Genomic DNA, 24,902 nt, shown 5'->3' on the forward strand with positions numbered 1-24,902 from the left:
GATGAGCAAGGTCGCAGTAGTCACCGGGGCGAGCCGCGGTGTCGGTAAGGGTGTCGCCACCGCATTGGGCGCCGGCGGCTGGACGGTGTACGTCACCGGCCGCGGCCCGATCGACGCCGACTCCCCCTTGGGGTCGACAGCCCAGGTCGTCGACGACCGCGGCGGCAAAGGCATTGCGGTACAGGTCGATCACCGCGACGATGAGCAGATCGCCGGACTGTTCGCCAAGATCGCACAGGAGCAGGACGGGCAGCTCGACCTGCTGGTCAACAACGCCTGGACCGGGCCCGACGACGGCTACGCCGGATTCGCCACACCGTTCTGGAATCGTCCGGTCTCCGACTGGGATTCGCTCATCGGCGTCGGTCTGCGCGCACATTACGTCGCCTCGGTAGAGGCGGCCAAGCTGATGGTGCCCCGCGGCTCCGGCGTGATCGGGAACATCAGCTCGTTCGGTACTCGCGGCAAGCTGCATTCGGTGCTCTACGGTATGTCGAAGGCCGGCCTGGACAAGATGGCCGCCGATATGGCGGTCGAGCTGGACGGCACCGGCGTCACCGCCGTGTCCTTCTGGCTCGGCCTGGTGAAGACCGAGCTGCTGATGTCCTTCGGCGTCGACGAGTTCGAGGGCTTCTCGATCACTCGGGCCGAGTCGCCCGAATTCGTCGGCCGGGTCATCAAGGCCGTCGCCGAGGACCCGAACGTGACGGCACGCAGCGGCGACACCATCATCACCGCGGAGGCGGCGCTCGAGTACGGCATCACCGATGTCGATGGGACGCAACCCGATTCGCACCGGACCCAGTTCGGCGGCGGCGCCGTGTTCGGGCCGTCGGTCCTCGGCCGCTACCCGCAGCTGGGATAGCGCCTAGGACGCCGCCCGATGCATGCCGCGTGCCAGTGCGGACCGGCGCACCTCCGACGGCGAGTGCCCGGTCGCGGCGCGGATGGCCCGGGTGAACGAGGTGACCGCGCCGAAGCCGGCCCGCTCGGCGACGTCGCGGACGCCGAATGACGCATACCGCGGGTCGGACAGCAGGCGGATCCCCTCCTGCGTCCGGCGTTCGCGGAACAGTCCGGGGACCGTCGACCCGTCCTCGGCCAACAACGTGTGCAGCTGGCGCACGCTGATCCCGACATGCTCGGCGACGGCCGCGGCGTCGGCATGCATGTCGCGGAAGTTCTCGTCTATGAATTTCAGTGCGGCGCATCGCATGACGGCCTTCGCGCCGACCATCTCGGCGCCGCGGAAATAGATGGTCGCGGCGGCGAGGTTGGCGGCCGCGGCATGCACATAGTGCCGGACCGGCACATCACGGACGATCGTGGCCCCGGCAGCCAGCTCGGAACTGATCGCCGTCAGCCGTGCCGCGATGTCGGGCTCGTCCTGCCGTAAGTCCGAAACAGGCCGCTGGGCAAGCAGATTCTCGGCCCGGACGGCGCGCGGCGACTTGCCCGTTTCCTTCGATATCACCCGGCTGAACTGTGCGTGGCCGTTGAAGCCACTGATTCGGCCGATCTCGGTGATCGTCAGTTCCGCCCGTGCGGGATCGCGCAGAAGGCGCAATCCCTCCTCGATCCGCCGATGCAGGATCAGGTTGTACGGCGACTGCCCGACATCGGCGAAGACGACATGCAGTTGCCGCCGGCTCACCATCACGTCGGCGGCGATGTCACCGACACCCAGCTGCTCCTCGCGGAACCGCAGGTTGATCGACGCCGTCGCATGCTGACGGATCGCATACCGTTCGGCGTCGGTCGCGCTCCGGCCGACGACGGTAAGTATCAGGTCATCCAAGGCGGTTTCGATCAGCCGGCACGCCGTGGGCTGCGTGCCGTTCCTGATACACGCCCCGAGGATATGGCGTAACTCGGCGCGGATCCGCTCCGCGGAGCGCGGTGGAACGACGGTCCCGACCGCGCGCATCGACATCCGAACGTCCCCGACCGACCGGTTCGCCACCGGCCTTACCGTTACGGCAGTCACTGCACTCCCTCCGAGAATACTTAGCGCAAACAATGCATAAACCTGCGCGTCAAAATCCGGTGAAATACGCAACTGATCGTATGGCGGGCGCGAGTCGGAAATTGCCATTCCGATGCCCGGCACCCGACGCTTACCGCCGACCATCCGACGATTTCCGCCACGCCCCACCCAACGGGACGATACGATCCGGATGCTGGCTAAATAGACGTCTGATGGGTCTCGGGGGAGCCATGCTTGACGACGATTTCCATGTCGGCGACGATCAGCGTCGCTGGGCGTCAGGCATGCGACTGGCAGGGCCGGACGACCTCAATGCGCTGGCCCTTCCGCTGCGCTTGACCTGCGACGGCGAGTTCGAGGCCAGGTTGTGGACCGGACGCAGCGGCCCGATGATCTTCGTCCGATACGACGGGGTTCGAGTGCGCGCCGAACGCACCGCACAACACCTCGGCGACAATCTGTCGGGCCACGTCATGCTGACCGTGGTGCTCCGCGGACATTGGAAGGGATTTCAAGGCGGCCGCGAATTCAACGCCGTTGCGGGCGAAGCGATGGCGACGCGATTCGATCAGACCTTCCAACTGCTGACGACATCAGCCGATAGCGACACTCTGGGGATCTACATTCCGTTACCGCTGTTCGATACCGCCAATCTCAGCCCCGACGCGGTCGCGGGAGGATCGTGGAAACTGGCGAATCTGACGATATCCGCAGTGGAATTCGTGACGTCGGCGCTTGCCGACTCCTCGAAGAACAGCCCGACACGCGCGGCCCGCCTCGACGGGATGATGGTGCGGATCGCCATGCTCATCCTGGACGACTTCCCCACCGCGGCCCACGACTCCGGCCTCGACCGCGACGATATTCGCACGCAGGTCCGCGATGTCATCGATACCGACTTCCGGGACCCGCTACTGAACTCGGACACCATCGCCGAACGGCTCAATATCAGTCCGCGCAGCCTCTTCCGCGCATTCGAGAAGTCCGACGTCACCGTCAATCAGCTGATTCGCAACACCCGCCTCGATCGCGCGGCCGCCGAACTCGCCGGACAGGGATCGACCAGAACCATTGCCGCAATCGCGCATTCACACGGTTTCAGCGGGGCCGACACGTTCTCTCGCGCCTTCCGGCTGCGTTTCGACGAGTCGCCCTCACAGTTCCGCCGCCGCATCAATTCGTCCGTGACGACATGACGACCCGGGTCGGAACCCGAGTCAGAACAACGAATCCTGTTGCGGGGCCAGCACACCTTCCAGCTCCAGCAGGAACCGCTTGCGATCCGGGCCACCGGCATACCCCGTCAGCGAGCCGTCGGCACCGATCACCCGGTGGCAAGGCACGATGACGCCCAACGGATTCCGGCCGTTGGCCGCTCCCACGGCGCGCGTCAGCGTGGGGCCGCCGAGCACCTCGGCGATCTCGCCGTAGCTCCGCGTCTCGCCGTAGGGAATCTCCCGCAGCCGCTGCCACACGCGCTGCTGGAAGTCGGTGCCCACCGGCGCCAGCGGCATGGTGAATTCGACGCGTCGCCCTGCGAAGTACTCGCCGAGCTGCTCGCGGGCCTCGGGATACAGCGCATCGTCCCGCTCGCCGAACGACCCGGGATCCGGCAGATGCCGCTGCAGGCCGAAGTAGGAGCCGGTGAGCGCCCGCCCGTCGCCGACGAGCGTCAGCTCGCCGATCGGCGTCTCGAGCACCGCGTACGACATGGGTCGATAGTAAGGCCGGCCACTGACAGGTCCGGGCAACCGGAGAGACTGGCGAGCCGACCGGACTGGCGAACCCAGCGGATCAGGGAATGACGACGATCGGCGGCTGACCGGGGATCGGGTTCGGCAGCACCAGCCGCGGCTTGTGACCGCGCGTCGGGCCGTTCCCGCCGCCGCCATTGCCACCGACACCGCCGCTGACGGAATTGGGCGGCGGCTTCGTCGGGCCCGGGGTGAACTGCACGACCGGTGCGGTGGCCCCCGCGGTATCCGGCGCGACCGACGGGATCGGCACGTTCGGCGTCGGCGTGACACTCGGTCGCGGGCCTTGGTCCTGGGTGCCGACGGCCGCCTCGTTGGCAGTCGACCGATTCGGCGTATCACTCGACCACGACGGCGAGGTGATGGCGACCGCCCCGCCCACCAGAACCGCGGCCGCGGCGGCGGCACCCAACAGAACGTTGCGGTTGTGCCGACGGCGCGCCGCGCGCTGCTCCGGATTCAGCAGTGCCGTCGCGTCGAACGGCTCCGGCTGCATGGCCGGCGGGAACTCGTCGGTGTCCAGATTCTCGATGATCGCCGGGATGTCGAGCTCGTCGGTGACGGACGTGTCCACGTCGACCGCACCGGTGGCGCCCGGGACCTCCGAGTACGCGAGCGCCAGCGGCATCGCCAGCCGGTCCTGCTCGCGGGTCGTCGGCGACACCCGAGGCGCGTGGGTGACCGGCGCGACGACGCTGGTCACGCCCACATCGGGCTGCTCGTGTCGATATCCGGCCACGACCGCGACGGGCTGGCCGACCGCGATCACCGGCACGCCGTAGGCCGCGGTGAGCCCGGCCGTCAGGCCCGGCCACCACGACTGCTGAGAGGTCAGTACCGCCGCGGTCACCTCCAAGGTGCAGGCCACGGCGGCCCGGTTGCCCAGCCGCTCGGCGCGGGCCACGAACGGCAGCAGGGCCGCGTCGACGACCCCGCGGTCGATCTGGATGAAGCCCACGTGCTCGGAACCCATGACGAAGGTGCTCGTGTGCTCGACCAGCCGCGCCCGTACGGTGGCCATCAGGCCGACCAGCTCGCGCGCCCACGCCCGCGTCGTCGGGCGCTCGGCAACCCCGCCGGCCACCAGATGATCGGCGATGTTGCGGTCCAGCGCGGCCGTGCTCACGGCACCGTCGCGGACATGCGCCAGCACCTGGCCGGTGGTCATGTCGACGGCCGCCACATGCAGGGCGTCGGCGACCAGATCGAAGAGGACGATGGCCGGGCCCACGGGCATACCCTGCGAGGCCAGCCGGCGACGAATGGTGCTCAGCAGGACCGGATCCACGATCGCGCCCGGTGACAGATCATCGCCGAGTCGCGCCGTATCGATCGACGGTGCCTGACTCACGTAACGATTAGAACACGTCACCATTTCTCTGACCGACTTAGCGATGTCCGTTAGTGGCTGTACTCACGCGGCCTCAGCGCAGGCGGGACTCCGTAGGTGCCGCCGTCCGCGCAGGTGACGCCAGCCGGCCCGCATTGAAGTCGTCGAGGAGCAGGCGCACGGTCTCCTGCGCGTCCGACTTGTTGGTCCCGATGAACCCGGTCGGCCCGCGTTTGATCCAACCGGCGACGTAGACGCCGGCCATCCCGTCGACCCGGCCGGCCGCGTTGGGGATCACCCCGCGCCGATCGTCGAACGGCAGGCCGGACACCGGACGGCCGTGATACCCGACCGAGGTCAGCACCAGCGACTCCGGGACCGTCTCGACATCGTCGGTGGCGACCACTCTCGTGCGGCCGTCGGCGTCGGTCTGGAACTCGTTGCGGACGAGCGTGATGGCCCCGTCGCCGATCGCGCTCGGGGCGCGCATGAAGCGGAGGCGGATCAGCCGATCGTCGCTCGCACCCGCGTCGCCGCGGGCCGCGACCTCGCGCAGCATCTGCAGTTTGAACTTGGTGGCATGCGGCAGGTCGCCGGAGGCCTCCAGGGCGGCGGTCTCCGGATCGATGACCAACTCGGCCGGATCCACCGCGAGCGTGATGTCGGGCCGGTCGACCAGACCCACGAACTCGGGCACGGTGAACGCCGCCTGGGCGGGACCGCGTCGGGCCACGATGTCGATCTCCCGAATCTTGCTGTCCCGCAGGGCCTGCAGCGCGTAGGGCGCAATGTCGGTCTCGGTCAGCTTCGCTGGGTCGACCGCCAGAATCCGCGCCACGTCGAGGGCCACGTTACCGTTGCCGACGATCACCACGCGCTCGCCGGACAGGTCGAAGGTTCGGTCCGCGTAGTCGGGATGGCCGTTGTACCAGGCGACGAATTCGGTAGCGCTGGTGACCGTTTCCGCTCCGGGGACATCGAGCTTCTTGTCGGTCGACGCGCCGACGGCATAGACCACCGCATGGAACTGCTGCTGCAGCTCGTCGATCGTGACGTCCTTGCCGACCTCGACGCCGGTCAGCAGCTTCACCCGTGGGTTGGCGGCGACCAGGTCGAACAGCTCGGTGACCTGACGCGTGGTCTGGTGATCGGGCGCGACGCCGCGCCGGGCCAGGCCATACGGATCGGGGAGCCGCTCGAAGATCGTCACCTGCACTCCCGGCCGCTTGATGAGGTCCTCCGCGGTGTACATCGCGGCCGGCCCGGAACCGATCACCGCGACCCGCAGGTCCTCGTCGACCTTGGTGATCGGGGTCAGCGGAATCGGTTTGGCGAGGATCGACCGGCCACTGGCGCCGGTGACGGTGGAGCCGCTGCGGTCGGTTCCGTCATAGAAATCGTGGTTGATCTCGAGGAATCGGGACTGCTTGGCGTTCAGCTTGCGGTCCGGGACGATCGCACCGACGGGGCAGGCCCGCACGCAGGCACCGCAATCGACGCAGGCATACGGGTCGATATGCAGCATTTCCGCGGTGAGGAAATCGGGCTCGTCCGGGGTCGGATGGATGCAGTTGACTGGGCATGCGTAGACGCACGAGGCGTCGCTACAGCATGACTGGGTGACGACGTGAGGCATTATGTGAATGTACGGCTGCTACACAGGGTTTCCGTGTAGATCAGGCAGCCATCTCCTCATGCGGCTGGCTGCGGTAGCGCGAGACCTTGCCGTCGATCTTCAGCGCCCGCCACAGCTTGCGCGACACCGGGTTCATCAGGCCCGAATCGTTGGCGAGCATCCGGACGTCGGCGAACACCTCGGTGAGCAGTGCGCGGCCGTCCTCGCTGTCCCAGAAGATCTCGTCCATGACTTCCTTGGGGACATCGAATTCCTTGCGGAAGGACTTCGGCGGCTTCACGATCACGTCGCACAGCACCCGCATGACGATCGGGAACATCAACGACGACATGAACTTCTTCGCCTTGCCCATCTCCTTGAGGTGGTACTTGATGAACTCGTGCGCGTACGAGATGTGGCGCGCCTCCTCGGCGACATGCACGGCCATCACGTTCGCGAACATCGGATGCAGCTGATCGGCGCTGCGCAGGATGCTCTTCTGCAGATGATCGATCGGCTCCTCGCCGGCGAGGATGCCGGTGAAGAACGTCAGCGGCAGCGGCGTCGACGCCAGCGGGACCAGCGGCGACACGATCTTGAACCAGCGCGGGCCGCCGGGGACGTCCACGCCCATCCGGTTGACCAGCTCCTGGAACATCATGATGTGGTTGCACTCCTCCTTGGATTCGTGCATGCCGTAGCGGAATTCGGGCGCCCCGTTCGGCAGCTGCATGACGTACTGGATCATGCCGCGGATCAGGATGGCCTCGAACTCCAGACCGACCTTGGCGACGTTGGCCTGCCGCCACATGCCGATCTCGATCTGCCGTTCCTTGGTCTGGCTCTGGTACCAGGGGTGCTTGCCGATCGGGTCGACCGCCGGCAGGATCCATCGCTCATCGTTCTCGATGATCTTCATCTCCGGCGCGTCCCAATCGATGTCGCCGTAGGCGTCGAACGACCGGTTGACCGAGCCCTTGTTGAGAGTGTCGATCATGTCGGTGAACTCGTTGAACCGCTCGCCATCGGCGGTGCTGGCGCCCTTACGGGTGCTCCCCTTCTTGGCGACGCTGCGTGCGCTGCGAATGTCCATGAGGGTCATCGTCGGCTCCCTTGCCTGGTTCGGGTTCAGCCCAAAGCCAAACCTGTTACAACGATGCTAAGACGATGAACCGGAATGTTGCAATACCCGTTGTCACAATTCTCGACGGCGCGATCTGTGATGGTCGATACTCAGCCCCTGACCAGGGTGTTCGCGGTCACAGTCGGGAGCAGCGCCGGCGTGCCGCCGAGGGCCCGATAGGTCCATCCGGCGGTTTCCCAGGCCTTTCGGTCCAGGCAGCGACGTCCGTCGATGATGTTCGTCCGGCGTACCAGCGGCGTCACCTCGGCCGGGTCGAGGTGCACGAATTCGTTCCACTCGGTGAGCACCAGCACCGCATCCGCGCCGCGGGCCGCGTCCACGATCGAGTTCGCGTAGTTCAGCGTCGGGAACACCCGGCGGGAGTTGTCCATCGCCTTCGGATCGAAGACGCTCACCGTCGCGCCCTTGAGCTGCAGCTGGCCGGCCACGCTCAGCGCTGGTGAATCGCGCACGTCGTCGCTCTCGGGCTTGAACGCCGCGCCGAGGACCGTGATGTTGGCCCCGAGCAGGGTGCCGCCGCAGGCCGCGGTAGCCAGATCGACCATGGCCGCGCGGCGGCGCATGTTGATCGAGTCGACCTCGCGAAGGAAGGTCAGCGCCTGCGGCGCACCGAGTTCGCCGGCGCGCGCCATGAATGCGCGGATGTCCTTGGGCAGGCAGCCGCCGCCGAAACCCAGTCCGGCATTGAGGAAGCGGCGCCCGATGCGGGCGTCATGCCCGATCGCGTCGGCCAGCATGGTGACGTCCGCCCCGGCCGCCTCGCACACCTCGCTGATCGCATTGATGAACGAGATCTTGGTCGCCAGAAAGGCATTCGCCGACACCTTGACCAATTCCGCGGTCGCCAGATCGGTCACCAGGAACGGGATGCCCTCGTCCAGGATCTGCGCGTAGACCTCGCGGACGATCGATTCGGTGCGCGTATCGGTGTCATCCGCATTGAGACCCAACACGATCCGATCCGGATGCAGGGTGTCGTCGACCGCGAACCCCTCGCGCAGGAATTCCGGATTCCAGGCCACGGTGATCGCCGCGTCGGGCTGCGCCGCGAGTCGAGCGCGGGCGCCGAGCTCGCGCGCGGTGCCGACCGGCACCGTCGACTTGCCGATGATCAGGTGCTCGCCATGCAGTCGCGGGGCGAGATCGTCGATGACTGAGTGCACGTGCCGGAGGTCGGCGCCGTACTCGCCCTTCTTCTGCGGCGTGCCGACGCCCAGGAAGTGCACCCGCGCGAAGTCGGCCGCCTCGGCACTGTCGGTGGTGAAAGACAGTCGGCCCGAGTCGATCCCGCGGCGCAGGACGTCCGACAGACCCGGCTCGTAGAACGGCAGCTCCCCCGAGTTGAGCCGCTCGACCTTCTGCGGATCGACATCGACGCCCAGCACCTCGTGACCGAGCTCGGCCATGCAGGCCGCATGGGTGGCACCGAGATATCCGCAACCAAAGACTGTGACCTTCATACTCATCTGAGTACGCGGCGCAATCGACGTCGCCGGAACCTGCGGGTGTCAGACACTCACGACTTCGGTGAACCGTTGGGCGACAACATTGCTGACGAGTGAACGCGGGGCATCACCCGGACGCCCGCCGCCGGCGGTCAGCGCAGTACGAAATGCCCTTCTATCGGCGCGCGATGCTCATGCCACACGTCCACCAGCCGCCACGGGCACGCGACGATCACGCGACCGGTGTCGTTGCGGTAATACGTGTGGGCGTTCGGCGAATGCCGCCAGATGGTCTCCTCCATCGCGGTATCGATCCGTTCGACATAGTCGTCGTAGGCCGCCCGTGTCGGCTCCATCGACCGGGCCCCGCGCAGCGCCATCAGGTGCAGACATTCGACCAGGTAGTGCACCGCCACCTCGATGCCGAAGTTGTTGCCGGCGCCGTGACTCGGGTTGGCGTTGGGCGCCGACGTGATGAACAGGTTGGGAAAGCCCGGCACGGTGCCGCCGCGATACGCGCGCGGGTTGCCGGCCCATTCGTCGTTCAGGGTGCGGCCGTCCCGACCGCGGATGTCCAGCGTCGACAGGAAGTCGAGGTAATAGCCGGTCGCGTAGACGATCGCGTCGAGCTCGATGAGCCGGCCATCGGCCGTCACGATCCCTTCCGGAACCACCTCGGCGGGTTCGCCGGCGATCAACTCGACGTGCTCGCGGGCGAGCGCCGGGTAGTAGCCGCCGGGATCGCGGATGATGCGCTTGCCGAATGGCGCGAAGTCAGGGGTGACGGCGGCCGCGAGTTCGGAGCCGGCGCCGAAGATGCGGTCGATATAGGCGAGGCAGTCCTGCAGCAACAGGTCGTTGGTCGGCGAGATCGACAGATGCGACGCCGCCCATTCCCGGTCGACGATCACCACCTTGTAGGCGGCGTCGGCTGACCCCCAGAAAGCCTTGAGCCGCAACCAATTCGCGTAGTACGGCAGCTCGCGGCACAGGATGCGCTGGTACTCGGGCACGTCGTCGGACTCGCGTTTGCGCGGCGCCACCCAGTGCGGCTGCCGCTGGAACTGCGTGAGGCGCGCGACGTCGGGCGCCAGCGTGTCGACCAGCTGCGCCGCCGTGCAGCCGGCGCCGATCACCGCGACCCGCTTTCCGGTCAGATCGATCGCCGGGTCCCACTCACCCGAGTGCACGCTGAGCCCGGCGAAGCTCTCGCGCCCCGGCACGTCCGGAAACTTGGGTCGGTTGAGATAGCCGAGCGCGGTCACCACCACGGTGGCCCGGGCGCTCTGCGTGCGACCGTCGCGGTCCCGGAATCCGATCTCCCACACCGCCGCGTCGTCGTCCCACACCAGCGAGGTGACCTCGGCCCCGAAGAGGGTCCGTTGGTCGATTCCGTGCCGACGGCCGAGATCCTGCAGGTAGTCACGGTATTCGCCGCCCTTCGGGTAGTAGCTCGACCAGTCGGGGTTCAGCGCGGACGAGAGCGAGTAATAGGACGACGGCGTATCGACGCCGACCCCTGGATAGGTCTGGATCGTCCAGGTACCGCCGAGCTGGTCGCCGCGTTCGAAGAGCTGGTAGTCGATGCCCTCCCGGGCAGCCGCCAGGGCGGCCGCGATGCCGGCCAGACCGCCGCCGATGATCGCGAGGCTGAGCGTCTCCGGCAGCGGGCCCGTGCGCGGGACCACCGGCCGCGACTGATGGAACCCGCCCTGTTCCGCGAGCATCGGCAGGAACTCGTCCCCCACTGTCACGCCGAGCGCCAGCGGGACCAGGCGGGCGAACAGCGCCGGATCGTCGGGCGCGAGGCCGTCGCCCGGCCGGTCGAGCGCCGCGAACAGCTCGTCGATGATCGCCTCCGCGATCGCCGGTTCGGCGACACCGGCCATCTCGGGTGCCGCCGGGACATGTGTGATCGCGCCGGCGTAGCGGTCCAGCGCCGCGGTACTCCCGCTGACCTGGGCGAGCACCGCGAGCAGCACGGCGGGATCGGCGGCGCGCAGATGCTCGCGCAACGTCTCAGCTGCCGGGACGGCGGCGCGGACGGTGTCGGTGGCCATGGCAGAGTCCTCTCCGAGGTTCAATAGATCACCAATTCAGTAACTGAACTGTTAGTCTAGTTTTTTTACCTGAAAAGTCTGCCGAAAGACAGAAAACAAGGAGGCCCGCCGCATGGGTGAACTGCGATTCGACGGCCAGGTTGCCCTGGTCACCGGGGTGTCGACATTCGGCTTGGGGTTGGCCTACGCGCGCCAGCTGGCTGATCGAGGCTGCGCGGTCGTCGTCAACGACCTCGGGCGCGACTGGGCCGGCGGTACCAACGAACCCGGCACCGTCGAGGCCGTCCGGATCCTGCGCGAGGCGGGCGCGACGGCGGTCGGCGTCACCGGCGACGTGGTCACCGAGGCGACCGAGATCGTGCAGCGCGCAGTCGACGAATACGGCCGTCTCGACATCGTGATCAACAATGCCGGTGCCGGCGGCTCCTTCGACACCCTCATCGATGTGCATCTGCGAGGCGCGCACCGGATCAGCGAGGCCGCGTGGCCGCATCTCGCCGCGAGCGGTGGCCGCATCCTCAACATCTCGTCCAACGGCAGCTTCGCCGCCCCGGCCATGCCCGGCTACGCGGCCGCCAAGGGCGCCATCCAATCGCTGACCCGCACGCAGGCCGTGCTCGGCCGGGCCGAGGGCATCCGGTCGAACGCGATCCTGCCCGCGGCGTGGACCCGGTCGACCGCGGGCATTCAGCAACCCGGCTTCGCCGAATTCATGACCGAGCACTTCCCGCCCGAGGCCGTCGCCGCGTTCGCCGCCTACCTGCTGCACGCCGACACGTCGCTGTCCGGTGAATGCTTCGCGGTCGGCGGCGGACTGGTGACCCGCATCGTGCTGGCCGAATCGGCCGGAGCGCTAGCCGCGGCACCCAGCCCCGAGGCCTGGCCAGGCCTCATCGACCAGGTACTCGATTCCGCCGAACTGACCGTGCACCACTCGCTGTGGGAGCAGCTCGATTACTTCGTCGGCCGGATGGGACCGGACACCCGCGCCGCCTGGGAAGCGATTCGGATCAGCCCCGACACCGCCGCGAAGGTGAACGGATGAGCGCGCCCGAGACCGCGCCGACGTGGCCGGGCCTCGATTCGGACGTCGCCGCCTACCTGGGCAACCGCGCGATGGTGCCGATGCACGTGGCCGGCGTCGAGGCATCGCGGGCCGCCTTCGAGGCGCTCCCGCAGCAGCCCGGACCCGACATGCACAGCGTCCAGGATCGGGTCGTCGAAGGACCGCACGGCGATCTGCTCCTGCGGATCTATCGGCCCGTCGACGAGCCCGACCTGCCGGCGATGGTCTATCTGCACGGCGGCGGTCTGGTGATCGGCAGCGTGCGCACCTTCGATCGGCTGGCCCGGTTCCTCGCGGAGGCGGCCCGCGCGGTCGTGGTGTCCGTCGACTATCGGCTGGCGCCGGAACATCCCTACCCGGTGGCGAGCGACGAGACCTACTTCGCCGTGCAATGGACGGCGACGAATGCCGCCGACCTCGGCGTCGATACCGCGCGCATCGCCATCGGCGGCGACAGCGCCGGGGCGGCGCTGGCCGCGGGAGCCGCGCTGCAGACCCGCGACGAGGGCGGCGCCCCGATCGCCTTCCAGCTGCATATCTACGGCGGGTTCGAGCGGGACGACACCCGCCCGTCGGTCCTCGAATACGCCGACGGGCCGATCATCACCGCCGGCGACTTCGCCTGGACGAAGGATCTCTACCTCGGCGACGACCCGAGCAAGGACCATCCGTACGGCGTGCCGCCGCTGGCCGACGACCTGTCGGGACTGCCGCCGGCGATCGTGCTGACGGCATCGCACGACCCGAGCCGCGACGGCGCCGAGTCCTTCGGCGAACAGCTGCGCGATGCCGGGGTGCAGACGGCGCTACTGCGCTATCCCGGTGTGTACCACGGCTTCATGATGCATGCGGACGATCAGTCGCGGGCCCGGCTGGCGATGGCCGAACTCGGCGCGCTGATGCGGGCCAAGTTCGCGGTCGGTCCGGGATCGGTCGCCTGGGGACTCGACCACTGCTGAGCGTCCGCCCGCAGATCGACGGACTCAGCCGACCCCGAGGGTCGCGCACCAGACGTCCGTGAGAGTCCCGATGGCGCCGTCCCGGTCCATCGGGAAGCCGCGGACCATCCAGGTGTTGAGGAACAGTTCGAGTCCGCTGATCAGCAGCAGTGCCCGGCGCTCCTGTTCGGCCGCGTCGAAACGCGACCAGAGCGCGGCATTCGTCGTCAGCGCCGCGATGTAGCGATGGTGATAGTCGAGATAGTTCTCGTCGAACGCGACGACGCCGGCCGATTGCACCCGCAGCCGGTCGCCGCTGTCCTCCCACACGTCGATGACCCGACCGACCCAGCCACCGATCGATTCGCGCGACCATTCATCCAGCGCCCCGAAGTCGGCGTACAACGCCTCGGCCGCATCCCAGACCTGAGTGACGATGGCCCGGACGATCTCGTCCTTGCCCGGAAAGTAGGAGTACAGCGTCGCGCGGCTGGCACCGGCCGCCGACGCGATGTCGTCGATGGTGGTGCCGCGGTATCCGCGCTCGGCGATCAGCCCGGCGGCCACTTCCAGGAAATGCGCCCGGCTCTTGCGCTTCTGCAGTTCACGGAGCGACAGACGCCCGTTCGTTTCGGTTTCCATACTCGGGGTTCAGGTTACCGGGGTGCGGGCCATCGTCGGCCGCCGAATCGCGCCCCGCATCGCGCGCCCGCCCGGCTCGTACCAGGCGCAGCCAGGCCACGCCGTAGAGCAGCGCGCCCGCGGCGATCCAGCACAGCAGCACCAGCACCGGGCGGGCTCCGCCGGCACCGTCGAAGAAGGCCAGCGAGCGCAGCAGGTCGCCCGCGGCGCCGGGCGGGAGCAGCTGGCCGAAATGCCCCCACCCCGCCGGCAGCCATTGCCACCCGGTCGCCAGACCGGACAGCGGATTGCCGATGACCAGCATGACGAGCACGGTCAACACCAGTCCGACCTTCCCGACGATCTCGTTCAACCCGACCGCGACGAACGAAATCGCCATGGAGCCAAGGGCTATCGCGCCGGCCACCGACCAGTAGTGCCCGTCGACCGTGCCCGAACCGAACCGCAGGAACGCCGCCACCGCGAGGCCGAGGACCCCGGAGAACAGGGTGACGCCGACCAGCCGCCGGACGAACGAGTCGGCGATCAGCAGCACCACGAGCATGCCGGGCGCGTAGCCGCCCAGCACCAACGGCAGACCGAGTCCGGAGAGCCCGGCGGCCTGCGGATCGCTCGCGGTGGTCGGGGCGAGGTCATGCACCGGCACGCGATGCCCGGTCGACATCGATAGTTCGGCCGCAACCGTTTTCAGCGTCTGCGCGATCGGGGTTCCGGCGCCGGTCGCGATCAGCACCGCCGGACGGTCGGCCTCGGTGACGATCCCGCCGACCAGCTTTCGATCGGTGATCCCCGCGCGCACGGCGTCGCTCGACGAGTACTGCCGCAGATCGAATGCGCCGGACTGCGCGGCATCGAGGCGCTCGGCGACCCCGGTCGTAGCGGCACCGGCGACGCCGATCGGAAGATCATGCGGTCCGCTGTGCTGGGAGGGCAGGACGAAGGCCACGGTGAGCCCGACTATCGCCGCCGCCAACAGCAGCAATGCGACCGCTTCCTTCCGCAGTTTGGTGAACGACACGTCCATCTCAAGCCTCCGAACGCATTTCTGGAGGATTTTCCTCCGATTACCAGTGGAGGATTTTTCTCCATATAGACTGCGATTGTCAAGAAGGAGGCAGTGGATGCGAGCCGACGCAGCAGAGCGCCGACAGCGATTGATCGAGGTTGCGCGGGAAATCCTGGTCGAGCGCGGGCCGAACGCGCCGCTGGATGCCATCGCCAAGCAGGCGGGGGTCGGCATCGCCACTCTCTATCGCAACTTCCCCACTCGGGAGGCGCTGCTCGAGGCGGTTGCCGTGGCCAGCCTGACCGAGGCGCATAGCGCGGCGGTGTCGGCCACCGAACTCGCCGACACCGATCCCGAACGCGCTCTCACCGAATTCTTGATGGCGATGGCGCGCTTTCGCACCGGGGCCCTGCTGCCGATGCTCGCCGACCAGTCTCTGTCCGAGCTGCCGGCATCGGTGCACAAGGCGCGCGCCCGCAACATCGAGATCATCGATGACCTGCTCGCCAAGACCGCCGCGGCCGGCGTGACGCGGCCCGACATCGACACGATCCAGTTCATCTCTGGCCTGGCACTGCTCACGCGACCACTGCCGCCACTGGCAGAAGTGTTGCCCGCCAACAATATTGAGCGACTGCTGACCATCTACCAGGCCGGGCTGCGGCCGGACGGCAAGCCCCTGCCCTGATCCTGTCTACCGGGCAGGACTGCGGTCCCGCGGCGATTCGCTCCGCTCATCGTGCCGATCATCCGCCGACGGCGCGGCGTCGAGCACGCGTCGTCGCAGAAACGACAATTCGGCGGCGACGGCCGGTTCGTGACCGGCCAGGTAGGACGAGTAGTGCCCGCCGGAGAGTCGAACCAATTCGGCGTCCGGCGCGCGCTCGGCGACCCGCAGCGCCGGTTCGGTCAGCGCGGAATGGTCCTGATCGCAGGCGATCACCAGCAGTGGGCACCGAATACGGTCCGCGTACCGGCCCGGCCGGTAGAAGCCCGTGCGCATCGCCGAGCGTGCGGCCACCGTCTGCCGCCAGTCCGGATACCGGTCGTCCGGATTGAGAGCGCGGGGCATGTCGGCGCCATCGGGGGTGGTGAGCGCGGCGACCGTCCCGGGTTCACCCACGAGCGGCACCAACAGCGGCGCGCGGCCGAATAGTCCACCGATCGCGTCGAGCAGGGCCCGGCCGCCGAAGCGCAGCATCGCGGCCGGCCGCTGGTAGCGAGAAGCGTTGCGCGAGATGGCCTGGCCATCCGCGTGCGGGGACTGCGCGATGGCGGCGGCGAGGTCGTCCCGATGCGCGGCCAGATTCAGAACGTGGCCGCCGGAGAGCGAATGTCCCCAGATCGCCACCCGTGCCGGGTCGACCTCGGGCAGCTCCGCCGCGAAGTCGATCGCGGCATTCCAGTCCGCCAGCTGCTCGCCGATCCGCACCACCTGTCGGGGCTGACCGCCGCTCTCGCCGAGATGGCGGTAGTCGAAGGCGAGCACCGTGAATCCGGCGTCGTGGAACCTCGCCGCGAACGCGTCGGTGCCGGGTTCCTTGGTGGCCGCGATCGCACCCGCCATGACCACGCAGGCGCCGTTGTCACCGGGGTAATGCCAGGCGACGCAGTCCGCATCGACGCTGGTGAAACTGACTTTTCTGCGTGCGCCGGACATCACGGGCCTCTCTTCGGGTGTGCGGGTCATCGTCCCAAGTGAACCACGTGGTTCACTTTGAGGCAATGGGTTCGACCTGCGTTCGAATCAGCGGTCCGCGGCCTCCTCCCGATCCAGCGCACGGGTCAGCGCCTCGAACCCGACATTCGCCTCCTCCGGCTGACCGCTGATCAGCCAGTCCACGAGGAATCCACGAAGGGTTGCCAGGATCAGTTCGGCGATCTCGGTCTTGCGCTGCTGTGACCATTCAGCAGGGCAGATCGAAAGCAGCAGTGGCAGATACTGTTTCGTCGCCTCCCGGCCGAGGCGTGCATGCCGTCCCGGGTCGTACATCGCGAGCCCGATGGCCTGATCGAGGACGCGTAGACCCGACTCCGCGCCGGTCAGGATCGGCCAGAGCGCGCGCACTCGATCCGACAGTGCCGCATGTTCGCGGCCCGCGACTGCGAACGCGTTGGCGATGCGTTTCTCCCGCAGCAGCACGATCGCCTGCATGAGCAGGTCGTCGGCATCCTCGAAGTGATAGAGCAGGACCTTGTGCGTCGTGCCGGCCGCTCGCGCGGCTCGGCGCAGCGAAAAGTCCACCAGGCCTTCGGCCGCCAGATCGTCGGCGACGTCGTCGAGGAGCTTTCGACGTCTGGCCTCACCGCGTGCGGTCCCCGTGGATCGGCGGTAACCGGCCCGCTCGGGTGCAACCGGAGTGCCATCACCGGTGTCGGTAGCGCCGTCCATCACCGGAACATACCGCTGTTCCGGTGATGGCCGTGCGGGCTACTGCTGGAAGTTGAGATACGCCTTCGACGGCGTCGGGCCGCGCTGGCCCTGGTACTTGGAGCCGACCGCCGAACTGCCATAAGGATTTTCGGCCGGGCTCGACAGTTTGATCAGGCACAGCTGACCGATCTTCATTCCCGGCCAGAGCGTGATCGGCAGGTTGGCGACATTCGACAGCTCCAGCGTGATGTGGCCGGAGAAGCCGGGGTCGATGAAGCCAGCGGTCGAGTGCGTCAGCAGGCCCAGACGGCCCAGCGACGACTTGCCCTCCAGCCGACCGGCGAGATCGTCCGGCAGCGTGCACACCTCGAGCGTCGACCCGAGCACGAATTCGCCTGGGTGCAGGACGAACGGCTCGCCGCCGGCCGGCTCGACCAGGGTCGTCAGCTCGTCCTGGCGCTGCGCCGGGTCGATGTGGGTGTACCGGGTGTTGTTGAAGACCCGGAACAGACTGTCGAGGCGAACGTCGATGGACGAGGGCTGGACCAGGCTCGGCTCGAACGGGTCGAGGGCCAGGCGGCCCTCGGCGATCTGGGCGCGCAGGTCGCGGTCGGAAAGCAGCACCCGCACAGGCTATCGGGTCGGATCGTGACTGGGAGCGTGACTCATATGAGTCGTGAAGGACATATCGTCCTCCGCGGCTCGCCATGGTCACGCTCCCAGTCGCCGATGCCGCTGCTAAGCTCGTTCTCGCGGTCCCGGACCGCACGCCGATGTAGTTCAATGGCAGAACTTCTGCTTCCCAAGCAGACAGCGCGGGTTCGATTCCCGTCATCGGCTCCATAGAAAAGACCGCCGAACGCATGCGTCCGGCGGTCTTTTGGTTATCCGTCCGTCAGCTGAGCGCCTTGGCCTTCAGCGATTCGAACTCCTGCGGCGAGATCGCGCCGGAATCGAGCAGCGCCTTCGCCTCGTTGATCTGCTGCGTCGGCGTGGTGCCGGCGACGTTGCGGATGTAGTCGTCCGCGGCCTGCTTCGCCTGCACGCGTGCCTGCTGCTCCCGCTCGCCCATGCCCCGGCCCTTCGCCAGGAGATAAACGATGGCCGTGAGGTACGGGAAGATGATCAGGAAGATGGCCCAGGCCGCCTTTGCCCAACCCGACGATTCCTTGTCACGGAAAAGGTCGGTGACGATGTGCCACAACACGATCAGGTAGGCGACGAACGCGAACACCACGATCGTGTACCAGAGGAAATGCCAGAACCAATCCATCTATACAACCCCCATCAGCATCGATTGATCGCCCCGACCCTGCTGACCAGAATCGGTAGCTTTCGAAGTTTACCCTTGGGATTGTGACCCGGGGCACACTTCACCTGGCTATTGAACGGCTGACACATAGACAGCGGGGCAGCCACGCGGTTAACTGTGACAGCAGGTAACGTACAAAATCTCATATCGCCGACGCCGCAACGCCGACGCCACCGTCACAGGAGACACAGTGCCGAACTGGATCGAACGCACCATCCGTCGCGATGACCTTCAACTCGCGCTCTACGAGCTCGGCGAGGTCGACAAGCCGACGGTCATCCTGGTGCACGGGTGGCCCGACACCCATCACCTCTGGACCCATGTGGCGCCACTGCTCGCGAAGAACTACCACGTCATCGCGTATGACACCCGCGGCTACGGATCGAGCGACAAGCCGGACGAGGTCGCCGCCTACCACCTCAAGGAGCTGGCGAAGGACCTCTTCGCGGTCGCGGACGCGGTCAGCCCCACCCAGCCGGTACACCTGGTCGGCCACGACTGGGGCTCGGTGCAGCTGTGGGAGGCCGTGACCACGCCGGGCGCCGACGAGCGCATCGCGTCGTTCACCTCGATCTCGGGCCCGAACCTCGATTTCCTCGGCACCTGGGCGCGAGAGAAGATCAGCAATCCGACGCCGCGCAACCTCGGGCAGGCCGGATCGCAGATGGCGTCGTCGGCCTACACCGCCTTCTTCCAGACCCCGGTGCTGCCCAAGCTGTTCTTCTCCGCGGTCGGTCGACCGGCCGTCTGGCGGCAGTTCCTCAAGACCGTCGAGGGCATGGATCCCGCGCAGGTGGTCACCGGACCGACTCTGCACGAGGACTTCCAGTCGGGCCTGAAGTACTACCGCGCCAACATCGTTCCGCATCTGGCAAACCCCGATCCCCGGAGAACGGCTGTGCCCGTTCAGGAATTGGTCAACACCCGCGATATCGCCCTGCGCGAGGCCATCTTCGACGACACCCGCCACTACGCCGACAAGCTCTGGCGCCGCAGCTCGCCGACCGGGCACTGGCTGCCGTACAACAAGCCGACCTACGTCGCCGACGCCGTCCACGAGTTCATCTCGGGCCTCGGCGGCAACCCGGTTCCCGCCCTCGACCGGGCCCGGGTGGCCGGCGTTCCCGGCCGCTTCACCGGCAAGCTCGCCGTCATCACCGGCGGCGGCAGCGGCATCGGCCGCGAGACCGCCTATCTCCTCTCGCGACGCGGCGCCGAGGTCGTCATCGCGGACCTCGATCTGGATGCGGCCGAGGAGACGGCCGGCGTCATCAAAGAGCGTGGCGGACTGGCGCATCCGTATCGCCTGGACGTCAGCGATGTCGCCGCGTTCACCGAGTTCGCCGCGACCGTCCGGGACACGCACGGCGTCGCCGACCTGATGATCAACAACGCCGGCATCGGCCTCGGCGGCAGTGCGCTGGACGCGAGCGACGAGCAGATCGAGCGCATCCTCGACATCAACCTGCGGGCGGTCATCACCGGCAGCAAGCTGTTCGGCAAACAGATGGTCGAGCGCGGCGTCGGCGGCCACATCGTGAACCTCGCCTCGGCGGCCGCGTTCACCCCGTCGCGATCGCTCGGCATCTACTCGGCGACCAAGGCCGGCGTGCTGCTGTTCTCCGAGTCGCTGCGCGCCGAGCTGGCGGCCGACAACATCGGAGTCACCGCGGTCTGCCCCGGCATCGTCGACACCAACATCGTCCGGAACACCGAATTCGCCGGACTCGATGCCGCGGAGCAGGATTCGAAGCGCCAGCAGGTCGACAAGTTCTACCAGCGCCGGCACTACACCCCGGACAAGGTCGCCGCCGCGATCGTCCGGGCCATCGAACGCAACAAGGCCGTCGCCCCGGTCACGCCCGAGGCGCATGCCGGCAACCTGACCTACAAGCTGGCGCCGTGGATGTCGCGGCTGCTCGCCCGCTTCGACGTCTGACCACCCGTACCCAAGGAGAACCACGATGGCCATGCCCGCCCTGGATCCCGGCCCCGTAGAGCTGCACGCCCGCAACGTCGTCTTCGACTGGAGCGAGACGCCGCTGCACTGGATTCCGAACGAGCCCACCGCATCCAACGCGATCAGCGTCGTCAACATGCTGTTCCCGGAGGCCGAGCGCTGGTTCATCGAGGCCTACAACGAGGCGCTGCCGTTCGTGCAGGACGACGAGCTCGCGGCGACGATGCGCGGCTTCATCGGCCAGGAGGCGATGCACGCCGAGGCGCACGACCACGCCATCGCCGAGTTCCTGGAGGCCAACGGCATCGAGACCAAGGCCTTCCTCGCGCAGATGGAGTGGCTGTTCCGGAAGCTGTTGGGCCCCAAGAAGGCCGGCTCGGCGAAGGCCAAGCGCAAGCAGCTCGTCGAGCGGCTCTGGTTGATCGCCGCCGCCGAGCACTACACCGCGATCCTCGGCAACTTCGCGCTCAACAACACCTGGGAAGAGCACGGCGCTGATCCCGCGATGATGGACATCCTGCGCTGGCACGGCGCCGAGGAGGTCGAACATCGCTGTGTCGCACACGATGTCGCGGTCTACTTCGGCGACGGCTACCTCCGGCGCGCGCGGGCCATGGCCGTCATTCTGGTGGGACTGCTCGCCGTGGTGTTCCGCGGCGCGGCATTCATCGGCGCGCAGGACCCGCACTACCGGGGCGCGCACGCGCTGTTGATCCTGCCGCGCTACATGAAGGCCGCGCACAAGGGCCTGCTGCCGTCGCTGCGCTCGGTCCTGTTCGCGACGATCACCTACTTCAAGCCGTCGTTCAGCCCGGTCGAGGTCGGCTCCACCGCCCAGGCGGTCGCCTACCTCGCCAAGTCGCCCGCGGCCCGCCGCGCCGGTCACGCGCCGCGCGCGCTGGAGGACTGACCGCACGTGAACCACCTGAACCATCCGCACCAGACCCCGATGACGTCGCCGCCGCCGGGGCTGCACGGTCGTTTCAAACACGACCCCCTGATGGTGCTCGCGACCGGTGTCCTCAAGGCATGGTTCCCGCTGTGGGGGTTGGTATCCCGCGATCATCAGGTCGAATCGGTCAATCGCGTCAAGCAGTTGCGGCTGGTCGGCCGCGACGTGGTCGCCGAGGACGAGGACGTCGTCGCCTTCACCTTCGCCGATCCGCAGGGCGGCGAGCTCGAGCCCTGGTTCCCCGGCGCGCATCTGGATGTGCTGCTGCCGTCCGGCCTGATGCGGGAGTACTCGCTGTGCGGCGATCCGGGCGAGCGCAAGACCTATCGCATTGCGGTGCGCCGGATTCCGGACGGCGGTGGCGGCTCCAAGGAGATGCACGACGTTCTGAACATCGGCGATCTCGTCGGCATCAAGGGTCCGCGCAACGCGTTCCCGCTCGCCATGCCCGGATTCGGTTCGGGCGCCAAGCATCTGCGCTTCATCGCCGCGGGAATCGGTATCACGCCGATCCTGCCGATGCTGGCCGCCGCCGATCGGGTCGGCCTGGACTGGTCGATGCTCTACTCGGGCCGCAGCCTGGCGTCGATCCCGTTCCGCGACGAGGTGACCAAGTACGGCGACCGGGTGACCATCCGGACCGACGACGAGCACGGACTGCCCACCGCCGCAGATCTTCTCGGCCCGTTGCCGCCGGACACCGCGGTGTATACCTGCGGCCCGGTGCCGATGCTGGAGTCGATCCGGCGCGAACTCGTCGGGCGGCCCGACGTCGAGCTGCACTACGAGCGGTTCTCGCCGCCGCCCGTCGAGGACGGCAAGCCGTTCACGATCACCCTGAAGTCCGGCGAGACGATCGGCGTCGCCGCCGACGAGACGGCGCTGTCGGCACTGCTGAAATCCCGCCCGCACACGCCGTATTCGTGCCGCCAGGGCTTCTGCGGAACCTGCAGGGTCCGGGTGACCGACGGCGAGATCGACCATCGAGACAGTCTGCTCACTGAACCCGAGCGGGCCGACGGCATCATGCTGGCCTGCATCTCCCGCGCCGCCGGCGACCATCTGGCCGTCGATCTCTAAACCACACGACCACGACAACGACGTCAAGGAAAAGGATTGAGCGACATGGATATTGTGCTGCGGGACGGAACCCGGGTGACCGCAACGGTGGCCGGCTCCGACGATCCAGCGGTGACGGTGGTGTTCGCGCACGGCTGGACGCTCGATCATCGGCTCTGGCACGAGGTGGTCCCGCAGATCGTCGCCGGCGCGACCATGCCGGTGCGGGTCGTCGCGTTCGACTGCCGCGGGCACGGGACGGCGGACCGCGCGCCCGCCGGCACCGCCACCGTCGAGCAGTACGCCGACGACATCGCCGAGATCGCCGACCGTTACTCGGCGGGTGACAAGTCCGTCATCCTGGTCGGGCATTCGATGGGCGGGATCGCGATGTCGACACTCGCACACCGGCATCGGGAGTTCTTCACCCGGGCTGTCGGCGGCGCCGCGTTCGTGGCGTCGAGCTGTCTGCCGCTGCCGAAGCCGCTGAATTTTCTGGCCCGCCATGCCCCGACGGTGCTGCCGCCGGTGCTGCGGCTCGGCTCGATCGGTCCGCGGTGGCAGGCCCGGCTGATCGCCCGCGGCGTGTTCGGCCGGGATCCGGAGCGGGCCGAGGTCGACCTGGTCGCGCAGCAGGCCCTCGACGGCGACCGGCACGACCTCGCCGCCTTCGCGAACTCGATGTGCGACAAGGACTTCACCGATCGGGTCGGCCCGTACGGCATGATCCCGACCCTGGTGCTGGGCGGATCGCGGGATCGGCTGCTGCCCAACGGTTTGCAGCGAGCGCTCACCGATGCCGTCGACAACGCCCGCCTGACGATCTACCCCGACGCCGGACACCAGCTGCCGCAGGAGCGCCCGACCGAAGTGTCCACCGCGCTGATCGACCTCATCGCCGAGGTCGCCACCAACCGTCCGGGTCAGCAGCAGACGGCCTGACCCGCACCCCACGAACGCAGCGAGCGGGTCGATTCTCCTCGAATCGACCCGCTCGCTGTCTGTCAGCCGTCAGTCGGCCAGGAGCCCCTTGGCCACGTGGGTCACCTGAATCTCGTTGGCGCCCGCGTAGATCATCAGCGACTTGGCGTCGCGGGCGAGCTGCTCGACGCGGTACTCGACCATGTAGCCATTGCCGCCGAACAGCTGGACAGCGTCCATCGCGACATCGGTGGCCGCCTGCGAGGAGTACAGCTTCATCGCCGATGCCTCGGCCAGGCTGATCTGTTCGCCGGCCGCCGCCATCTCCAGGTGGCGGAACACCATGTTCTGCACGTTGAGTCGCGCGACTTCCATATTGGCCAGCTTCAGCTGGATGAGCTGGAAGTCGGCGATCGGCTTGCCCCACAGCACGCGGTTCTTGGCGTAGTCGACGGACAGCCGCAGGCATTCCTCGATGACGCCCAGCGCCATCACCGCGACGCCGGTGCGCTCGGCGGAGAAGTTCGACCGTGCGCTCTCCCGGCCATCGCCGCCGCCGTGATCCTCGGTCTCGCCGAGCAGGCGGTCCTTCGTCAGCCGGACGTTGTTGAAGAACAGCTGACCGGTCTGCGATGAGGCGAGGCCCATCTTCTTGAACGGCTTGGACTGCTCGAGGCCCTCCATGCCCTTGTCGAGCACGAAGGTGAGCACCTTGCGGTCACGGGGGTCGGTGCCGTCCTGCTCGTCGAGCTTCGCGTAGACCACCATCACGTCGGCGACGGGACCGTTGGTGATGAAGGTCTTCTGCCCGTTGAGGATGTAGTCGTCGCCGTCGCGACGCACATAGGTCTTCATGCCGCCGAACGCGTCCGATCCCGAGTCCGGCTCGGTGATCGCCCACGCCGCGACCTGCTCGTAGGTGACCAGCTTCGGCAGCCACCGCTCCTTCTGCGCCAGCGTGCCCCGCGAGCGGATGGTGCCGACGCCCAGGCCCAGGCTCACACCGAAACCGGCGACGATACCCATCGAGACCTTGCACAACTCGCTGATCAGGATGTAGTACATCGACTGACCGGAGCCGCCCATCATGCCGCCACTGCCGCCCTCGGACGACTTGCCGGACTCGCCGGCCCGCTCCTTCTCCAGCGACTTGTTGAGCTGATCGGTCATCATCGCGTCGAGGCCGAAGGTGGTGAAGAGCTTGCGGATCAGCGGCGTCGGGTCCTCGCCGCCGTGTTCGATGCCATCGACGTGCGGCTCGATCTCCTTGGCGATGAAGTCGCGAATCGCTTCGCGCACAGCGAGATCAGTGTCGGACCATTTATACATTCGTCTAA

General features: G+C 67.6%; 23 protein-coding genes and 1 tRNA gene. 10 read left to right on the plus strand and 14 right to left on the minus strand.

The window, feature by feature from the left end; all coding sequences use genetic code 11:
* The first annotated feature begins 1 nt into the window (after position 1).
* Positions 2-865 (plus strand): SDR family NAD(P)-dependent oxidoreductase, encoded by an 864-nt coding sequence (locus G341_RS0105515; RefSeq protein WP_018178114.1) that lies wholly within the window; start codon positions 2-4, stop codon positions 863-865.
* Positions 866-868: 3 nt separating this feature from the next.
* On the opposite strand, the gene G341_RS0105520 is transcribed toward G341_RS0105515, so the two are convergent.
* The gene (locus tag G341_RS0105520) at positions 869-1,987 is read right to left on the minus strand and encodes a helix-turn-helix domain-containing protein (RefSeq protein WP_162140701.1); all 1,119 of its coding nucleotides are present in this window, start codon (positions 1,985-1,987) and stop codon (positions 869-871) included.
* A gap of 230 nt (positions 1,988-2,217) precedes the next feature.
* Between G341_RS0105520 and G341_RS22940 the strand changes: the two genes are divergently transcribed.
* Entirely contained in the window at positions 2,218-3,183 is a 966-nt protein-coding gene (locus G341_RS22940) for a helix-turn-helix domain-containing protein (RefSeq protein WP_018178116.1), read from the plus strand.
* A gap of 21 nt (positions 3,184-3,204) precedes the next feature.
* Here G341_RS22940 and G341_RS0105530 read toward each other — a convergent pair whose 3' ends face one another.
* The 6 genes from G341_RS0105530 to G341_RS0105555 all read right to left on the minus strand — a co-directional run bounded on the left by G341_RS0105530 (position 3,205) and on the right by G341_RS0105555 (position 11,335).
* Positions 3,205-3,699: a methylated-DNA--[protein]-cysteine S-methyltransferase gene (locus G341_RS0105530; RefSeq protein ID WP_018178117.1), complete on the minus strand. Its 495-nt coding sequence runs from the start codon at positions 3,697-3,699 to the stop codon at positions 3,205-3,207.
* Between the two features lie 82 nt (positions 3,700-3,781).
* Positions 3,782-5,092, minus strand: coding sequence for a hypothetical protein (locus G341_RS0105535; RefSeq protein WP_018178118.1), 1,311 nt, complete (start codon positions 5,090-5,092; stop codon positions 3,782-3,784).
* A gap of 73 nt (positions 5,093-5,165) precedes the next feature.
* Positions 5,166-6,707, minus strand: a complete 1,542-nt coding sequence (locus tag G341_RS21135; RefSeq protein WP_081622441.1) for an FAD-dependent oxidoreductase — start codon at positions 6,705-6,707, stop codon at positions 5,166-5,168.
* A gap of 40 nt (positions 6,708-6,747) precedes the next feature.
* Positions 6,748-7,788, minus strand: coding sequence for an AurF N-oxygenase family protein (locus tag G341_RS0105545; protein WP_018178120.1), 1,041 nt, complete (start codon positions 7,786-7,788; stop codon positions 6,748-6,750).
* Positions 7,789-7,919: 131 nt separating this feature from the next.
* Positions 7,920-9,290: a UDP-glucose dehydrogenase family protein gene (locus G341_RS0105550; protein WP_018178121.1), complete on the minus strand. Its 1,371-nt coding sequence runs from the start codon at positions 9,288-9,290 to the stop codon at positions 7,920-7,922.
* A 137-nt stretch (positions 9,291-9,427) separates the two neighbouring features.
* Positions 9,428-11,335 carry a flavin-containing monooxygenase gene (locus tag G341_RS0105555; RefSeq protein ID WP_018178122.1) on the minus strand — a complete coding sequence of 636 codons (1,908 nt, stop codon included), beginning with the start codon at positions 11,333-11,335 and terminating at the stop codon, positions 9,428-9,430.
* A 112-nt stretch (positions 11,336-11,447) separates the two neighbouring features.
* Between G341_RS0105555 and G341_RS0105560 the strand changes: the two genes are divergently transcribed.
* Together G341_RS0105560 and G341_RS0105565 are read left to right on the plus strand one after the other, a co-directional pair.
* Positions 11,448-12,380, plus strand: a complete 933-nt coding sequence (locus G341_RS0105560; RefSeq protein ID WP_018178123.1) for an SDR family NAD(P)-dependent oxidoreductase — start codon at positions 11,448-11,450, stop codon at positions 12,378-12,380.
* Positions 12,377-13,360, plus strand: a complete 984-nt coding sequence (locus tag G341_RS0105565; protein WP_018178124.1) for an alpha/beta hydrolase — start codon at positions 12,377-12,379, stop codon at positions 13,358-13,360. The genes G341_RS0105560 and G341_RS0105565 overlap by 4 nt, the downstream gene beginning before the upstream one ends.
* 24 nt (positions 13,361-13,384) lie before the next feature.
* Here G341_RS0105565 and G341_RS0105570 read toward each other — a convergent pair whose 3' ends face one another.
* Together G341_RS0105570 and G341_RS21140 are read right to left on the minus strand one after the other, a co-directional pair.
* A complete protein-coding gene (locus tag G341_RS0105570; RefSeq protein WP_018178125.1) occupies positions 13,385-13,981 on the minus strand; it encodes a TetR/AcrR family transcriptional regulator in 597 nt (198 codons plus the stop codon).
* Positions 13,944-15,005 (minus strand): hypothetical protein, encoded by a 1,062-nt coding sequence (locus tag G341_RS21140; protein WP_018178126.1) that lies wholly within the window; start codon positions 15,003-15,005, stop codon positions 13,944-13,946. Before G341_RS21140 ends, G341_RS0105570 begins: the two co-directional genes overlap by 38 nt.
* Positions 15,006-15,102: 97 nt before the next feature.
* Here G341_RS21140 and G341_RS0105580 point away from each other — a divergent pair, with 97 nt between their 5' ends.
* Entirely contained in the window at positions 15,103-15,675 is a 573-nt protein-coding gene (locus G341_RS0105580; protein WP_026303283.1) for a TetR/AcrR family transcriptional regulator, read from the plus strand.
* A 6-nt stretch (positions 15,676-15,681) separates the two neighbouring features.
* On the opposite strand, the gene G341_RS0105585 is transcribed toward G341_RS0105580, so the two are convergent.
* The 3 genes from G341_RS0105585 to dcd are packed head-to-tail and all read right to left on the minus strand — an operon-like array spanning position 15,682 to position 17,985.
* Positions 15,682-16,677 carry an alpha/beta hydrolase gene (locus G341_RS0105585; RefSeq protein WP_222836582.1) on the minus strand — a complete coding sequence of 332 codons (996 nt, stop codon included), beginning with the start codon at positions 16,675-16,677 and terminating at the stop codon, positions 15,682-15,684.
* A 57-nt stretch (positions 16,678-16,734) separates the two neighbouring features.
* Positions 16,735-17,379, minus strand: coding sequence for a TetR/AcrR family transcriptional regulator (locus tag G341_RS0105590; protein WP_018178129.1), 645 nt, complete (start codon positions 17,377-17,379; stop codon positions 16,735-16,737).
* Positions 17,380-17,418: 39 nt separating this feature from the next.
* The gene (gene dcd, locus G341_RS0105595) at positions 17,419-17,985 is read right to left on the minus strand and encodes a dCTP deaminase (protein ID WP_026303284.1); all 567 of its coding nucleotides are present in this window, start codon (positions 17,983-17,985) and stop codon (positions 17,419-17,421) included.
* Between the two features lie 145 nt (positions 17,986-18,130).
* Here dcd and G341_RS0105600 point away from each other — a divergent pair.
* Positions 18,131-18,204 (plus strand) — tRNA-Gly (locus G341_RS0105600).
* A gap of 52 nt (positions 18,205-18,256) precedes the next feature.
* Here G341_RS0105600 and G341_RS0105605 read toward each other — a convergent pair.
* A complete protein-coding gene (locus G341_RS0105605) occupies positions 18,257-18,634 on the minus strand; it encodes an SHOCT domain-containing protein (RefSeq protein ID WP_018178131.1) in 378 nt (125 codons plus the stop codon).
* Between the two features lie 229 nt (positions 18,635-18,863).
* Here G341_RS0105605 and G341_RS0105610 point away from each other — a divergent pair, with 229 nt between their 5' ends.
* Genes G341_RS0105610 through G341_RS0105625 form a run of 4 tightly spaced genes read left to right on the plus strand, consistent with a single transcriptional unit; the run spans position 18,864 to position 23,586 of the window.
* Positions 18,864-20,612 carry an SDR family oxidoreductase gene (locus tag G341_RS0105610; RefSeq protein ID WP_018178132.1) on the plus strand — a complete coding sequence of 583 codons (1,749 nt, stop codon included), beginning with the start codon at positions 18,864-18,866 and terminating at the stop codon, positions 20,610-20,612.
* A 25-nt stretch (positions 20,613-20,637) separates the two neighbouring features.
* The gene (locus G341_RS0105615) at positions 20,638-21,543 is read left to right on the plus strand and encodes a metal-dependent hydrolase (protein ID WP_018178133.1); all 906 of its coding nucleotides are present in this window, start codon (positions 20,638-20,640) and stop codon (positions 21,541-21,543) included.
* A gap of 6 nt (positions 21,544-21,549) precedes the next feature.
* Positions 21,550-22,665 (plus strand): PDR/VanB family oxidoreductase, encoded by a 1,116-nt coding sequence (locus tag G341_RS0105620; protein WP_018178134.1) that lies wholly within the window; start codon positions 21,550-21,552, stop codon positions 22,663-22,665.
* A gap of 45 nt (positions 22,666-22,710) precedes the next feature.
* On the plus strand, positions 22,711-23,586 hold the full coding sequence (locus G341_RS0105625) for an alpha/beta fold hydrolase (protein WP_018178135.1): 876 nt from the start codon (positions 22,711-22,713) through the stop codon (positions 23,584-23,586).
* 69 nt (positions 23,587-23,655) lie between these two features.
* Here G341_RS0105625 and G341_RS0105630 read toward each other — a convergent pair whose 3' ends face one another.
* A complete protein-coding gene (locus G341_RS0105630; RefSeq protein ID WP_018178136.1) occupies positions 23,656-24,894 on the minus strand; it encodes an acyl-CoA dehydrogenase family protein in 1,239 nt (412 codons plus the stop codon).
* Between the last annotated feature and the right edge of the window lie 8 nt (positions 24,895-24,902).

Origin of the sequence: Jongsikchunia kroppenstedtii DSM 45133 (assembly GCF_000380485.1) — a bacterium.
In the GTDB taxonomy this organism is placed as follows: Bacteria; Actinomycetota; Actinomycetes; order Mycobacteriales; family Mycobacteriaceae; genus Jongsikchunia; species Jongsikchunia kroppenstedtii.